Here is a 13,932-nt window from a genome sequence, read left to right as displayed (position 1 = left end):
TTGACCGAATTTCTGCAGTAACCCCATGTCCCATCTGTGTTATTCGCTATTTACAAAATGAAAACAAAAAAATTACATAATTCAGATATTTATACCATAGTAGAAAGCTATTCTATCTTTAGACCCAATTATATAGAGGAGGAACAAGAGGAAAAATGAAGCTATCAAAAAAATTAAAGGGAATTTCCACATTATCACTGACAGGCTTAATGTTGTTTTCTGCCTACCCATCCATCACACTTGCTGGCAGCAGCTTAGACGTGAAAAAAATTGCTAGTTACAGTACTGGCATTACAGATGAGGATGGCGGCGTTGCCGAAATCGTCCAATACAATAAAGATAATGAGAAATTTTATGTTATTAATGGCAAAGCCCAGACAATTGATGTTGTAAACATGTCAGGTTTATACTCCACAGAAGTACAGAACCTACAAAAGGAAAAGTCTATTAACATTGCTGATGTAGTCAATTCAGACTCCTTTCAATATGGAGATTTAACAAGCATAGATATTAACACAGATAAAAAGATTATAGCTGCTGCCGTTCAAGATGCTGATTATACGAAAAATGGACGAATCGTTGTCATGAACTATGATGGAGAAGTGCAGGAAACATTTGAAGCTGGTGTACAGCCTGATATGGTTAAGATTTCAGATGATGGGAATTTCATCTTGACTGCAGACGAAGCAGAGCCAAGACAAGGGCTTGAAAACGGAGTTGATCCAGAAGGTTCTGTCACTATCGTTAATTACGACACAAAGGAAGTACAACAAGTAAAATTTAACGATACAAGTGTTATTGATCAAGATGTACATATCCGCAATAATGGAACGACAGCAGATGCAGTCCATGATCTTGAGCCAGAATATCTTGCTTTGAATAAGGATGCCAGCAAAGCTTATGTAACTCTGCAAGAAAATAACGCAGTTGCATCCATCGACGTAAAAACAGGCAAGGTGCTATCTGTTAAATCACTAGGATACAAAGACCATTCCGTAGAAGGAAATGGCTTGGATGCAGCCCGCAATGATAAAATTGAGATTAAACAATTGCCGATTCTAGGTGCTTATATGCCTGACTCCATTGCACAAACAGAAATTGGCGGTGTAGAGTATCTGCTTACTGCAAATGAAGGTGACGCGACAGAGTGGGAAGAATTTGTTAATATTGAAGACTTCAAAAAAGTAAAAGATTCCATTACTTTGGATACTTCCCTGTTTAAAGGCTTTACAAAAGAGGAAGCAGAAGCAGCCTTCCAGGATATGAAGGATTCAGGAGACTATGACAAGTTAGAAGTGCTAACAGACAGAGGCACAGATGCAATATATACACTCGGCGGCCGTTCCTTCTCCATTTGGAAAGCAGATACGATGGAGCTAGTATACGACAGCGGCAGCGACTTTGAGGATATTACAGCAGCCCAATATCCTGATGTATTTAACTGGTCAAATGATGATAATGTGTTAGAGAAAAGAAGTGCCAAAAAAGGACCTGAGCCTGAAGATGTTAAAGTCGGTCAGATCGGTAATGATTTATATGCATTTATCGGACTTGAAAGAATCGGCGGTTACATGACCTATAATATCTCTAATCCTTCTTCCCCGTCTTTTGCTAACTATTTAAATACGAGAGATTTCTCTAGTGCTGTTTCCGGAGATGTGGCACCAGAAGGACTTGAGTTTATTGAAGCAGCAGATAGTCCTACAGGCAGACCTCTTGTACTTGTCGGCAATGAGGTAAGTGGTACTGTATCAGTTAACGAGTACCAAACAGAACAGGTTATCCCGATTGAAGAGATTGCTCTAACTGAAACAGAAGCCACCTTGGAAGTTAGCAAAACTTTAGCCCTTACTGCTTCCGTTAAACCAGCAAACACAACAGAGAGTAAAGAATTAACATGGACAAGCTCTGACGCAAATATTGCCACAGTAAATGAAACAGGGCTAGTCACAGCTGTAGCGCCAGGAACTGCGACAATTACTGTAGAAACGGCTGATAAAAAACACCAGGCAACTAGTGTTATTACAGTTACTGCACCAGTTGTAGCTGATGATGAAAATGATGCTGACCAAGATACAGACACAGATACTGAGACTGGCAGCAATATTCCTGACGAAGAAACCTCTTCACAAAACGATCAAGATAACTCTAGCACTGAGAACAGCAGTGACAATAACAGCAATGAGTCTGAAAATACAGAGGTTGTCGAGACTGTAGCTGGAAATGACGACAACAACGATGGCAATGCACTGCCTGATACAGCAACAAGCAATTACAGCTTCTTATTGTATGGCGGTATCATTCTTGCCGGCGGCGGAATTCTTTACTTTATTGCAAAACGAAAGTTAGCATAAGCGCAATCCCCCTGTTATGACAAAGGGGGATTTTTCCTTTCTTTAATGAAGGTAAAAATCAGCCTGAAAAAGGCGATAAAAATTGCCGCAATCATAATTGTACCAATCACAACTATTGCACGGTTCATCAGACGGTATTGAAAGAAAGCAGCTTTATCAAAATATTGGTTTTCTTTCTTTATTTTCTCCTTTTCCACCGTTGTGCGTTCTCCTTTTACTAAGAGGCGATAAGTGCTGCTTCCGTATGGATGGCATGTTAATAGTGTTATAATATCCTTATCTGGAATTAAGTCCAGCTTGTCCGTTTGCGTCGGCAATATTGTTTCTTTCTCATAAACTTTATAAGCATGTTTTTCTCCATATATATGAACAAAGAAAATATCTCCTGTTACCATATCATCTATATTGCGTAGAAACCGTGAATATTTATAGCCTCGATGGCCTGCTAATACAGAATGGGTATTAACACCGCCATAAGGCAACGATGTCCCTTGGATAATACCAATTCCCTTGCTCAAATGATCATCTGTCGCTCCCATATAAATCGGCAGATTCTCACCGATTTTCGGCAGTTCTAAATAACCGATGATTTCATCTCCTGCTTCTCCTTGTTGATCTGCTTTATATTCACCAAACGGATCAATTTGCCCATCTCCCCAATTCTCCATCTCTGCATTTAATATACTGGCAGACTCCTTCTCCACCGCAAACTTGCTGACTGCTGCTTGCTCATAATAGGAAGCTATTGCTCGATCACGTTTAAAGTCGTTATAGAAAATAATCCATTGCGGATATAAAAGAATACATAAACCAACAAGAAATATTGTCATTCCTATTATTTTTTTCAGCATCATTCCGTATCCCTTTTTGCCTTTCTTCTGTCCCTGATAATCAGAATGATAATGATCAATAAAATGAGTGCCAGCGAGATAATATACTCTAAATAGCGCATGAAAAATGACTCGATATCCATTGCCTCATCTGCTGATACGAATGGTATTCTATGCCCTCTGACAAGCATGCGATGTGTATTAATCATATAAGGCTCGCATGTTATTAATGTTGTATAATCTTTGTCTTTTATGATTGCAAGATCCTCCACTTGTTCCGGCTCAACAACTTTTATTTGATCCACTTTATAAGCTAAAGTCCTTCCTAAGCTTTTCACATAAAAGACATCGCCCTTATTTAGCTTATCTAAATTGCGAAACAGCTCAGCTGTAGGCAAACCTCGATGACCAGTTAAGACAGTATGAACGCCTTTTCCGCCAACAGGCAAAGAGGATGACGGCAAATATCCGACACCTTTAGCCAGTATCTTATCTGACACACCTAAAAGAATCGGCAGCTTTACAGAAATTTTCGGAATCTCAACAGCGCCGATTACTTCTCCTTCCAAAAAGCCTTCCGGATACTTAACAGCTCCTCCCTCCTTCTGTTTGGAACTTGCTGAAAATGGGTCGAGATAAGCGATGCTTCCAGATGCTAATCTGTTATTAAATGCCTCTGCATCTTGCAGGCGTTTTTCTTTTATTTTGTCAGATAACCCGCCCACCTTATCCTCATAGCCTTCAATCATATTGTATTGAAGCCTGTTATTATACCAATTAGAAATAAGGGGAAAAGTAAAAACTCCCACACCGATTAAAAATATGATTGCTACAAGGAGCTTTCTTCTCATGCTGCACCTCCTAAAAAGAAGAATGCAAGAGAATCAGCTCCCACATTCTTCTTTTAACTTTTAAGCTGTATCGCCTTTTCTATTTTTCAGAAGGAATGCTGCGCCAATCATAAGTACCAATCCAATGACTGTGAAAATGATTGTCCCGATTCCGCCGGTTTGCGGGATAATGCCTTTTTTGACGTTCTCTACTTGCAGGGTTGGGTGAAGCTCTAATTCAGAAGTAGCAGAACTTTCTCTTTCTACTTTTACCTTAATTGGTTCAGTTAGGTTGTTATAGCCTGACGGTGCTTCTGTTTCGACAATAAAATATGTGCCGATTGAAAGCTGTCGCCAATAAATTTTTCCGTTTCCATCTGTTGTTTGCTCAGCACTTAGTGGCACCGCCACTATGCCGTCAATTGTAATTGCCTCATCAGGAGCTTGTTCATCTTCACCAAGTGCTTTATATAATTGAAACTTGGCTCCAGCTAGAGGTTCCTTCTTTAAAGAATCGACTTTGTTTAACTCAATAGAGCCTTCTTGTGTTTCTGTGTATACTCCATTTGTATCTACTGTGTTTTCTGTTCCATCATGGATTGTTAATACAATATTACCTTTGTTTTCAATTGGCCTTATATCATCTATGGCCTGTTCATTAACCTTTACGGAAAAGCTAAATTCCAATTGATCTCCTGCTGCTAACTTCAGCATTCCATCAGCATTCATTACTGCCTTTAAAGTGTTTGAACCAGAGTCAAAAACAATAGAATAATCGTTTCCTTGCACCAGATCGATAGCTTCACCATCTCTAATGATGGAAAGCACTCCTGTATTCTCTGCATATGTCAAACGCGAATCTAGTATATCAATCACAGATGCTTCCTTATATTTACGAATGTCATTTCCTTGCTCATCCTTAACATTCCCAGCAATATCTGCAGGTACATTAGCATTAATTTTGTAATCGATGCTGTCACCTACAGCTATAGACATTGGATTATTTTGTTCCGGTGCCCTGTACTCGCCTTCACCAGCTGGTCTTTGCGATTTATCTGCAGAAAATGGTTCATTTTTTGGATAAATATGAACATCATATACAAGTTCGCCATTTTGATAGAATAAATCTCCATCCTCACCGACTAAAGGAATGTCGATTTGATAAGTGGTTGTATCTGCTGCATGCCCAGGCGGTGCCGAAATTTCTTTCATTTCATACCTTCCCAGCGGCAGATCATCAAAAAATACAATCCCCTCACTATTCGTTACAAGAGTGTCTGTATAAGCAGTGTCTGAATTCCCAAGTGCTACGATATTGCCTGTAGCTTCATCTAGCTTATGTGTTTGAACTATCTCAAACTCTGCACCAGGAAGCGGCTCTGTTCCATCTGGAATCGCTCCTTCTACCCCAGTCCCCGGAAACGTTATTGACTCTTCCCCCATGCTTAATTTATGAACCGTTATGCTACCTGTTTTATTCGGGTCAATGGTGGACGCTGCATCAACAGTAAAGCCTCCTAAACCTAATGCTGTAATAATAAGTGATGCGAAAATAAGCTTCATTACTTTCTTCATTCTTATTCCTCCTGTTAATTTATAAATTTACTACGCGAGGATTTTTTTTAGTATAAGAGATTATGTGCTTCTTCTTCGCGAAAAATAAATGGCACCAAATATAAGCAGTGCTCCTGCAAGCGTGAAGGCGATTGTTCCGATTCCTCCGCTTAACGGCAAGCTGCCCTTTTGATAATTAATTACATCATAGGAGTAGATGACACTTCCGTCCTGCTGTGTTTCACTGACCACATCTATAGTCTCGTTACCATATGCTGCTGTCATCTTTCCCTCTGAATCTATCACTATCGTAATTTCTCCTTGAAGCAGCCTGAACCCATCTGGAGATTCTGTTTCCCTCAGTCTGTAAGTGCCGGGAGCTTGTTTCGGGAAGAGAATAACTCCATTATCAGTCTCCAGTGTTAAGCTGTCAGCAAGCTCTTGATTTTCATCTAAAATTATCCCATCACCGGCTGCTTTTAATTCAAATACAGCATTGCCATCCTTTATTAAACTGCCTTCTTCATCTGTTTTTTGAAGCTTCATCGTACTAAACTGGCCAAGCTCGTTTGTGATAAGAATATTAGTCAAATCCTGAATTGGATCTTCTTTTGGACCTAGATTTTGATATTCAATACCCATTAGCTGATAAGGCCCGTTATAATCCTCCTCGACCCGATAGCCGTATTGAAAGCCTTGATGTCTGCCAAAGTCAAATAGCCATTCGCCGTTATCATTTTCCTCTACGGTCAATTCATCCACCAATTCTTTTGATTCTTCCATAAGTTCACCAGTGCCAGTAAATGTTCCGTCAGCATTTAAACTGATATCCCGTTTATATCTATACAGCTTCAATTGCAGACTCTCAGGCCGTAAGGCTGGAACATTATCATCATCCCAAACCTTCTTGCCGCTGACTGCCGGCCAGTAGTCAAGATTCTTCTCATAATAAAAATCATGGATGAAAAATTTATCATCAGCGCTTAAGTATTTCAGGTGATTTAATGTATATTCCGCTTCCTGATTCTGATTTATAAATGTCCAGTATGGCATAACTCCTTCAGGGATGCCTTCATTGCCAGCGGCTTCATAACTCTTAATCCTGACTTTGTCATACCCAAAAGTTGGCTTCTCTGATTCAATCGTATTGCCAGCTTCATCTGTGCCGATTACATAACCGTCCTTACCTAAGGGAAGACCATAAAACTCCTCATCGTTCGTAACGTTTCTGACATGGTCGTCTGTTGCATTATAAACTTGGATATCCTCTTGTCCATCTTCAGTTCCCAATCCAACATGTTTCAGCACTGTTTTCGTATAAATATTGTCAGCAATATATGTTGCTGGAATATAGGTAGTCATATGATGTTGTGTCGACCCGTCTTCCCGTGTCACTCGATAACGCTCATCCTCGATAAGAAAATAGATCATGCTGTTATCTGTGATTTCCAATTCAAAAGTCTTCGATGTATCTTCCGTCTCAGCTAAGACCGGTTCTTCAAGTAACTCTCCCTTTTCAAAGTCGCTGTCTGCATACAGCTCCTTGAATTCTTCAGGACTGATTTCATCATCCATATCCATATTCCTCTCATATGGAACAACGATATATTTGATGCTCGTAATCGAGTTAGTAACATATGACGGCAGCTCCTCATTAAAGGATGACGCCGGTATATCAACTGTGATTTTTGCCGTATCTACATTGGTTTCTCCTGCTTCCTTATAAACCTTTTTAGCTGGTTTAGATGGTTTTACAGTTGCTATTCCCATTCTCGGCTGGCCGCGCATATACATGACTTCATGTACCGCTTCTTCATAAAGCCCTTCCTCTACACTGCCACCTCTGTCATACTTGGGATTGTAATCAGAACCCCAAGAAATTATCCCCCTGCCTTCATTCGATCCCCAAGTAAATATATTTCCATCTCGATCCAGTATCATATATTGCGATAAAAAGGAGGCGATTTGCTGCACATAAGGAACTTCCTTAAACGCTGTGTCAATCCATGGTTTTTCCACTGGATCGACTACCGGCGTGCCAATCTCTGTAGTTTTGTCTCCATTTCTGTCCAGCTTATAATAAAAGCCTTTCAACCAGCTTCCTTCTGTTTCCGCCTGATAAGCAATTTTAGTAATCCCATCTTTGTCCAATACATTGCCTTTAGAATCTTTAAGCATATATTTTTCATCATAAATGGTAGGATGGTTTATACTATCAGGAATGGAATACCCAAAATAATCATTTGCTGCAATACCTGTTTGACTGTCCCCAGTAAGATAGACTGGCAGCTTAGGATCTGAATCATACAGCTGTGTATCGCCATCTCCAATTTGCTTCGGCCATTGCTGAGCCACTTTTGTAAGATCTTCCTCTGAAGTCAGTGAGCCCCCTTCCTTTCCAAATCCATAAAAGTAGTTGTAACCCCATGCCCATGTTTTTCCATACTGATCAATAAAAAAATGAACTAGGTCACCTGATGATAACGATTGGGGAATAGGGGTATAACCAGCTTCTCCTTCATCAATTTCAAGAATTACCGGACGAAAACTTATTATTTTTTGTATGATAAGATTATCTTCTCGACTGTAATCAAACATACCCCATTGCCATACTTTGTGATTTTCATCCAAAGCTGTATTCAGTCCAACAGCTGAGGATATATCTGTTATCTTACCCATGCCAGCTGGTTTTTCGAGCTTTGTGAATATGTTTACTTGTGGGGAATTCTCTTTATCTTTTTCTGAGTACTCGCTGCCGTCTCCTTGTCTACCTCCGTATTGCCAACCGGCCATATAAATGTCGCCTTTATCATCCAATATTTGGGTTTGACCATCGCCTCCGATAATTTTGACAATTGACCCCATGTCGCTAGGCAACTGAACCTTTACAGGAGTTGGCTGCATCTCCGCTGCGTCGCCAATCCCCAATTGGCCATATTTATTTGTACCCCAGCACCACAGCTCATTATTTTCAGCTATTGCAAATATTGTTGTTGCATGTACGCCTGCATTAGTAAAGATTGTTTTAATTTTAGGCAGGTTTTCTACAGCAGTAGGAATAGATACCCCTATACCTACTTGTCCATTTCCCATCTCCCCGGCTGCACCCAATCCCCATACGTACACATCACCTGTAGTGGATAAAGCAATACGAGTATGCCAATTGGAGAGCGTATCATCGAATTTCACATCGGTTATTATCTTTCCATCCTTCATGAACTCAGTGATTTTTGTCATTCCGCCCACACTCTTGAACATATCAGAAATATTCAAGCCTAGTTGGAAGAAATAATTCCATCCCCATGTCCAGATGTTTTTGTCATAGTCCAATGCCATGCCGCCAAATCCACCAGCATTCACTTTGGTGAACTTCGTAAGGTAAATCAGCCCGAATGAACCTGCATCTGTTCCATTATCGGCCCTTTGCATATAGCTTTTTGGGTTTGTTGGTGCAGATGTTTCTTCTTTTGGTGTTTCTTCTACTGGTGCTTCCTCTTTTGCTGTTTCTTGCTCTGAGGCGGGTTCGTCATCCTCTTGTTGTGCCGTAGGCTGTTGTTCCTTTTTCTCTCCTTCCTTTACAAGCTCTTTGTCGTCTGCATTATCACCAGCATTAACAGCTGGCTCTTTCTCCCTTTCTTCCTTATCTGTATCTGTCTCTACCGGTTCTGCTTCATTTGAATTTTGATTCAAGTCATTTTCAGTTCCTTCAGTCTCCAGCTGTTCGCCTGCAGGGTCATTGCTAGCATTTATATCTCCAACTGCATATATCTCCATCGGAATCATTGTAATGATTAGCGAAATTATCAATAGCAGCGAAAATAACTTATTTGAAATTATTGCTCTTTTCATTTCTGCCTCCTTGCTTTAATGAAAGGGAGAAGTTCACAAAAAAAATAACAGATACATGCAAATTTTAAAGGAGCTATTCAGTTAATGTGTTTCTTTCGTGGAACGGTCAGTTTCTATTTTGGAATAGTAATAGAAGAATGCTGATTATAATAGTCTTTATCCATCTCAAAATAGGAAGATAAAGGAAAATCAAGGTGAGTATGTAATTAATTAAAAATAGATACTTGGGGGATCAAAAATCTTGTATATTTTGTGACAAAAATAGGAAGTGAAATTTTAACATACAAAAAAACAGCTTAACCTGTTGAGGTCAAGCTGTTATTTCTTGTGATATTTATATGTTAATCAAGTATTTTCATCTTTAGTTGTCGTAATTTGTATTTCAGCTCGGCATTAAGCTCCAATAAGACATCCTGCTCAAGATCGCCTTTCGGCAGCTTTCCGCTTGGCTTTTCCAGTAAAAAGGGACTTTTTCTTTTCTTTGATGTCATCATATTCCCCCACGCTGTTATTATCATAAGCTTAGTATATTTACTGTATAGGCAAAATATGTGTTTCTTAATCATGCAGATGGATTATATTTGTTCCTCTGGCAGTCTTGTTGTATTTTAAGTGATTAACCACTTCATCACTCTTTTCGAACAATTCCCTTGTATATAATGCTGTAGGAACATGTGGAAGAGATGATGTTGATTTTTTAACAATAAGAGGTGATTGGTTTTTCTTTCTTATCCGACCAGCTTCTCTGACTGCAGGCATCGAGTAATCTTTGTCCTCCATGATATCTGTTCCTTTCCTTGTTTATACTTCCATTTTATCATTATATTCATGAATCTTCCACCTATAAGAGCGCCCGTTTTTAATGCTCTTTGTACCAGGAGTGAATTACTGCAAGGTCAATGATATAGTCAAAATCAATTTGCAGCAAGGGCTCCTTTTCCGATTCAACAGAAATAACGACAGGATGGATTAATTTCGTGAAAGGAATAAGTACCGTTTTATTGTCTAATTGCACAATTGTCTCTTCATTTAAGCGATTCAGCTGATCTTCCTCCAGTTCTATCCCGAGAGTGGTCCCGACTTCAGCAGAAAAGATGATATCATCCTCCTTGCAGAAAACGGTAATATCCTGTCTGCATACTTCGCCATAAGCATACAGGAAGTCCTCAAGGCTTATACGATAGTCTTCTATGTCAGTCCAATCCTGCGTTCCAAACGAATAGGTGGCAATACTGTCTAAAATGGTTGTGAACTGCTTACTCCTGCTTTTCGTCTGAATGATTACCTTTTTCATTTCATCATTAATACTTTCTACTTCATTGATGCTTTCTACTTCTGCTACCCCGATTCGTTTTATATTCGGTGTGATAAATATTGCCAAGTCTACAAAAACAAACATAAGAGCCATTAATGCGTAGCTCCTCCATTCGCTCTCCTTAAATCCCATATCCATCAGCAGCAATATCATGCCAACAATGAATAAAAAATACCATGTCCGTCTCAAGTTCTGCTTGTACTCTCGGAAAAAAATCGGAAACGCCCAGCTAATATATAACATAGTAGCCGTAAATCCAATTAATAAACTCCATTTATTCCCTTGCAAAAAAGCAACAGCCTCATTGCCCCAATAATTTTTCATCAACACTATAAGGGCGAAAACAACAAGCGGAAATGCAATCTTGATTATCTGCTTCTGTGAATCTTTTCTAATCATCATCCCTGTTTCCTTCCCCTCTTTTGAGCAGTGATTGAAGACTGGACAAGTATAGTGCTCTAGCGGTATAGGTTATTAATAACTTTATAGTGTTATAGTAATTCTACCAAATATCTGGATTTATTTGGAACCAAAACTGCCCTTTATAACCAAAAACACCAAAAATAGGACATATTTGCTAGATTATCTTCTGAATTCTTTATTACACAAAAATTAGGGAATAATGTGTTCTCTGTCAGACTGTAGATACATTCGAAAAAGAGGTTTAAAGATAGCAAAACACAGAATTTTTTCTTATGAGTTGCTGCTTAGTTTTTCTTGTTCTGCAATTCGTCCACATGCAGCTTTCTTATTTCTGGAGACGTGACATTTACCCTTTCCAAAGTGTTATACATAATCTTAAGGACAAGATCTGAAAAAATTGGAGTTGGATTTGTCAGCTTGAGGACATTGCATTTTCTTGCAATAAAATCTGAAAGCTCAGTGTCATATACAATAAGATCGTTTGATTTCATTTGTCTCAATTCTTGATTGACTTTAAACACCGCTCTTTTTGTAAAGGAAATCATTGATACATATACAGCTCCCTTTACACCGCTTAAAACAGCTTTAATTGCCTCTATATGCCCATAATTTTGATTAAATGGGTTCATCATTGGAAACTTTCCATTAACACTCCAGCTTTTTCGCTTACGGTCACCATAAATCGTTCCCTTGTAATTTTTTGTTTCTATGACAAAAATGGCGTACGGGGTAAATACAATATGATCAATTTGGGAATAGCCAGATTGGGCCTTGCTGTTTTTGATAAGTAAATCGCTGAGGTACAAATAATTTTTGGGAAGCTGATCTAGCTGGATATTTATCTTATACTCTCCTAATTCACCAATTCTATCTGCAGCAACTTTTGCTTTTATTCCTTTTTCCTGTTTCATTGTTTCCACTCTTCCTATGAAGGTATGTATATTTAGTTTACTTGTTTATGTACACAAAAAAACCAGCTTCCTATTAAACTAGGAGCTGGTTTACTTAATTGATACCGGTGGCCGGGGTCGAACCGGCACTCCAGAGGAACACGATTTTGAGTCGTGCGCGTCTGCCAATTCCGCCACACCGGCGTAATAATTTTTTGGAGGCGGCAACCGGATTTGAACCGGTGATAAAGGTTTTGCAGACCTTGGCCTTACCACTTGGCTATGCCGCCTTGACAATAATGGAGCGGAAGACGGGGTTCGAACCCGCGACCCCCACCTTGGCAAGGTGATGTTCTACCACTGAACTACTTCCGCATAATGGCTGGGCTAGCTGGATTCGAACCAACGAGTGACGGAGTCAAAGTCCGTTGCCTTACCGCTTGGCTATAGCCCAATAACATTATATTCAGGATTATCAAAAATTATTATAAATATATATGGGGCGAATAATGGGAATCGAACCCACGAGTGTCGGAGCCACAATCCGATGCGTTAACCACTTCGCCATATCCGCCATGTTATTCATTTGGCAGGGGTAGTAGGAATCGAACCCACACCGGAGGTTTTGGAGACCTCTGTTCTACCTTTAAACTATACCCCTGTATTCAAATGGTGGAGGGGGACGGATTCGAACCGCCGAACCCGAAGGAGCGGATTTACAGTCCGCCGCGTTTAGCCACTTCGCTACCCCTCCGACATAAATGGTGGCTCAGGACGGAATCGAACCGCCGACACAAGGATTTTCAGTCCTTTGCTCTACCGACTGAGCTACTGAGCCTTTATACTTTTTTTGAAAAAATGGCGGTCCGGACGGGACTCGAACCCGCGACCTCCTGCGTGACAGGCAGGCATTCTAACCAACTGAACTACCGGACCAGATTGCGGGGACAGGATTTGAACCTGCGACCTTCGGGTTATGAGCCCGACGAGCTACCAGACTGCTCCACCCCGCGATGATTTTATGGTGGAGGATGACGGGATCGAACCGCCGACCCTCTGCTTGTAAGGCAGATGCTCTCCCAGCTGAGCTAATCCTCCATAATTGGTATATTTAAAATGGTGACCCATACGGGATTCGAACCCGTGTTACCGCCGTGAAAGGGCGGTGTCTTAACCGCTTGACCAATGGGCCATATTATGTTGAGTGATAATGGCGGAGAGCAAGGGATTTGAACCCTTGAGACAGGGTTACCCGCCTACACGATTTCCAATCGTGCTCCTTCGGCCACTCGGACAGCTCTCCATATATGGCTCCGCAGGTAGGATTCGAACCTACGACCGCTCGGTTAACAGCCGAGTGCTCTACCACTGAGCTACTGCGGAATAATGGTATGCCTGGCGACATCCTACTCTCACAGGAGGAGAACCTCCAACTACCATTGGCGCTGAGAAGCTTAACTTCCGTGTTCGGTATGGGAACGGGTGTGACCTTCTCGCTATCGCCACCAGACCTTTTTTCAAGACAAGTATTATTATAACTTATCTATTAGGTTTTTGCAACACTTTTTTAAAATTTTTTCAGCGAATTTATTCCCTGAAAACTAGATTATGTTGTAAGAAGAAAGAATGAGTAATCATTTATGTCCAGCTGCAGAAGCCAAATCGTACGGCTGTTTCACTCACTCGTGCACAGTCTTGCGACTGCTTCTCGCGCGCTCCAACATCCTATCGATTTAAGCGGGCTCCTTCCGCTTTTCGTTTTAGTTAAGTCCTCGATCTATTAGTATTTGTCAGCTCCACGTGTCACCACGCTTCCACCTCAAACCTATCAACCTGATCATCTTTCAGGGATCTTACTAGCTTACGCTATGGGAAATCTCATCTTGA

9 protein-coding genes, 14 tRNA genes and 2 rRNA genes are annotated in these 13,932 nt (G+C 40.4%); 1 reads left to right on the top strand and 24 read right to left on the bottom strand.

Going from position 1 to position 13,932, the window contains the following annotated elements; translation table 11 throughout:
* The first annotated feature begins 155 nt into the window (after positions 1 to 155).
* Positions 156 to 2,354, top strand: coding sequence for a choice-of-anchor I family protein (locus M3600_RS06890; protein ID WP_251645046.1), 2,199 nt, complete (start codon positions 156 to 158; stop codon positions 2,352 to 2,354).
* A 14-nt stretch (positions 2,355 to 2,368) separates the two neighbouring features.
* On the opposite strand, the gene M3600_RS06885 is transcribed toward M3600_RS06890, so the two are convergent.
* The 24 genes from M3600_RS06885 to M3600_RS06770 form a co-directional block, all read right to left on the bottom strand.
* Positions 2,369 to 3,208, bottom strand: a complete 840-nt coding sequence (locus tag M3600_RS06885) for a class C sortase (RefSeq protein WP_251645044.1) — start codon at positions 3,206 to 3,208, stop codon at positions 2,369 to 2,371.
* Entirely contained in the window at positions 3,205 to 4,035 is an 831-nt protein-coding gene (locus tag M3600_RS06880; RefSeq protein WP_233319433.1) for a class C sortase, read from the bottom strand. Before M3600_RS06880 ends, M3600_RS06885 begins: the two co-directional genes overlap by 4 nt.
* Positions 4,036 to 4,095: 60 nt before the next feature.
* On the bottom strand, positions 4,096 to 5,589 hold the full coding sequence (locus tag M3600_RS06875; protein WP_251645042.1) for a SpaH/EbpB family LPXTG-anchored major pilin: 1,494 nt from the start codon (positions 5,587 to 5,589) through the stop codon (positions 4,096 to 4,098).
* 60 nt (positions 5,590 to 5,649) lie between these two features.
* Positions 5,650 to 9,417, bottom strand: coding sequence for a SpaA isopeptide-forming pilin-related protein (locus M3600_RS06870; protein ID WP_251645039.1), 3,768 nt, complete (start codon positions 9,415 to 9,417; stop codon positions 5,650 to 5,652).
* Between the two features lie 341 nt (positions 9,418 to 9,758).
* Complete coding sequence (locus M3600_RS06865) at positions 9,759 to 9,911, bottom strand: hypothetical protein (RefSeq protein ID WP_233319440.1); 153 nt, start codon at positions 9,909 to 9,911, stop codon at positions 9,759 to 9,761.
* A 64-nt stretch (positions 9,912 to 9,975) separates the two neighbouring features.
* A complete protein-coding gene (locus tag M3600_RS06860; RefSeq protein WP_251645037.1) occupies positions 9,976 to 10,197 on the bottom strand; it encodes a hypothetical protein in 222 nt (73 codons plus the stop codon).
* 79 nt (positions 10,198 to 10,276) lie between these two features.
* Entirely contained in the window at positions 10,277 to 11,134 is an 858-nt protein-coding gene (locus M3600_RS06855) for a type II toxin-antitoxin system SpoIISA family toxin (protein ID WP_233319443.1), read from the bottom strand.
* 305 nt (positions 11,135 to 11,439) lie between these two features.
* Positions 11,440 to 12,066 carry a nuclease-related domain-containing protein gene (locus tag M3600_RS06850; RefSeq protein WP_251645035.1) on the bottom strand — a complete coding sequence of 209 codons (627 nt, stop codon included), beginning with the start codon at positions 12,064 to 12,066 and terminating at the stop codon, positions 11,440 to 11,442.
* A gap of 102 nt (positions 12,067 to 12,168) precedes the next feature.
* Positions 12,169 to 12,249 (bottom strand) — tRNA-Leu (locus M3600_RS06845).
* Between the two features lie 12 nt (positions 12,250 to 12,261).
* Positions 12,262 to 12,335, bottom strand: a tRNA-Cys gene (locus M3600_RS06840).
* A gap of 10 nt (positions 12,336 to 12,345) precedes the next feature.
* A tRNA-Gly gene (locus tag M3600_RS06835) sits at positions 12,346 to 12,420 on the bottom strand.
* 4 nt (positions 12,421 to 12,424) lie between these two features.
* Positions 12,425 to 12,499: transfer RNA gene (locus tag M3600_RS06830), tRNA-Gln, on the bottom strand.
* 44 nt (positions 12,500 to 12,543) lie between these two features.
* Positions 12,544 to 12,619: transfer RNA gene (locus M3600_RS06825), tRNA-His, on the bottom strand.
* 13 nt (positions 12,620 to 12,632) lie between these two features.
* Positions 12,633 to 12,706: transfer RNA gene (locus tag M3600_RS06820), tRNA-Trp, on the bottom strand.
* A 9-nt stretch (positions 12,707 to 12,715) separates the two neighbouring features.
* A tRNA-Tyr gene (locus M3600_RS06815) sits at positions 12,716 to 12,799 on the bottom strand.
* Positions 12,800 to 12,807: 8 nt separating this feature from the next.
* Positions 12,808 to 12,883 (bottom strand) — tRNA-Phe (locus M3600_RS06810).
* Positions 12,884 to 12,904: 21 nt separating this feature from the next.
* Positions 12,905 to 12,981, bottom strand: a tRNA-Asp gene (locus M3600_RS06805).
* Between the two features lie 3 nt (positions 12,982 to 12,984).
* Positions 12,985 to 13,058: transfer RNA gene (locus tag M3600_RS06800), tRNA-Met, on the bottom strand.
* Between the two features lie 9 nt (positions 13,059 to 13,067).
* Positions 13,068 to 13,143 (bottom strand) — tRNA-Val (locus M3600_RS06795).
* 19 nt (positions 13,144 to 13,162) lie between these two features.
* Positions 13,163 to 13,237: transfer RNA gene (locus M3600_RS06790), tRNA-Glu, on the bottom strand.
* 19 nt (positions 13,238 to 13,256) lie between these two features.
* Positions 13,257 to 13,348, bottom strand: a tRNA-Ser gene (locus M3600_RS06785).
* A gap of 5 nt (positions 13,349 to 13,353) precedes the next feature.
* Positions 13,354 to 13,428: transfer RNA gene (locus M3600_RS06780), tRNA-Asn, on the bottom strand.
* 10 nt (positions 13,429 to 13,438) lie between these two features.
* Positions 13,439 to 13,555 (bottom strand): 5S ribosomal RNA (gene rrf / locus M3600_RS06775).
* Positions 13,556 to 13,805: 250 nt separating this feature from the next.
* Positions 13,806 to 13,932, bottom strand: a 23S ribosomal RNA gene (locus M3600_RS06770); the annotation flags it as partial.

This window comes from Niallia sp. MER 6, from assembly GCF_023714395.1.
Taxonomy (GTDB): Bacteria; Bacillota; Bacilli; order Bacillales; family Cytobacillaceae; genus Niallia.
This window is presented reverse-complemented; position numbering and strand designations above follow the sequence as displayed.

Coding starts and splice junctions, on each gene's coding strand:
- M3600_RS06885 (WP_251645044.1), bottom strand. CDS start 3,208: ATGATGCTGAAAAAAATAATAGGAATGACAATATTTCTTGTTGGTTTA.
- M3600_RS06880 (WP_233319433.1), bottom strand. CDS start 4,035: ATGAGAAGAAAGCTCCTTGTAGCAATCATATTTTTAATCGGTGTGGGA.
- M3600_RS06870 (WP_251645039.1), bottom strand. CDS start 9,417: ATGAAAAGAGCAATAATTTCAAATAAGTTATTTTCGCTGCTATTGATA.
- M3600_RS06875 (WP_251645042.1), bottom strand. CDS start 5,589: ATGAAGAAAGTAATGAAGCTTATTTTCGCATCACTTATTATTACAGCA.
- M3600_RS06855 (WP_233319443.1), bottom strand. CDS start 11,134: ATGATGATTAGAAAAGATTCACAGAAGCAGATAATCAAGATTGCATTT.
- M3600_RS06865 (WP_233319440.1), bottom strand. CDS start 9,911: ATGATGACATCAAAGAAAAGAAAAAGTCCCTTTTTACTGGAAAAGCCA.
- M3600_RS06860 (WP_251645037.1), bottom strand. CDS start 10,197: ATGGAGGACAAAGATTACTCGATGCCTGCAGTCAGAGAAGCTGGTCGG.
- M3600_RS06890 (WP_251645046.1), top strand. CDS start 156: ATGAAGCTATCAAAAAAATTAAAGGGAATTTCCACATTATCACTGACA.
- M3600_RS06850 (WP_251645035.1), bottom strand. CDS start 12,066: ATGAAACAGGAAAAAGGAATAAAAGCAAAAGTTGCTGCAGATAGAATT.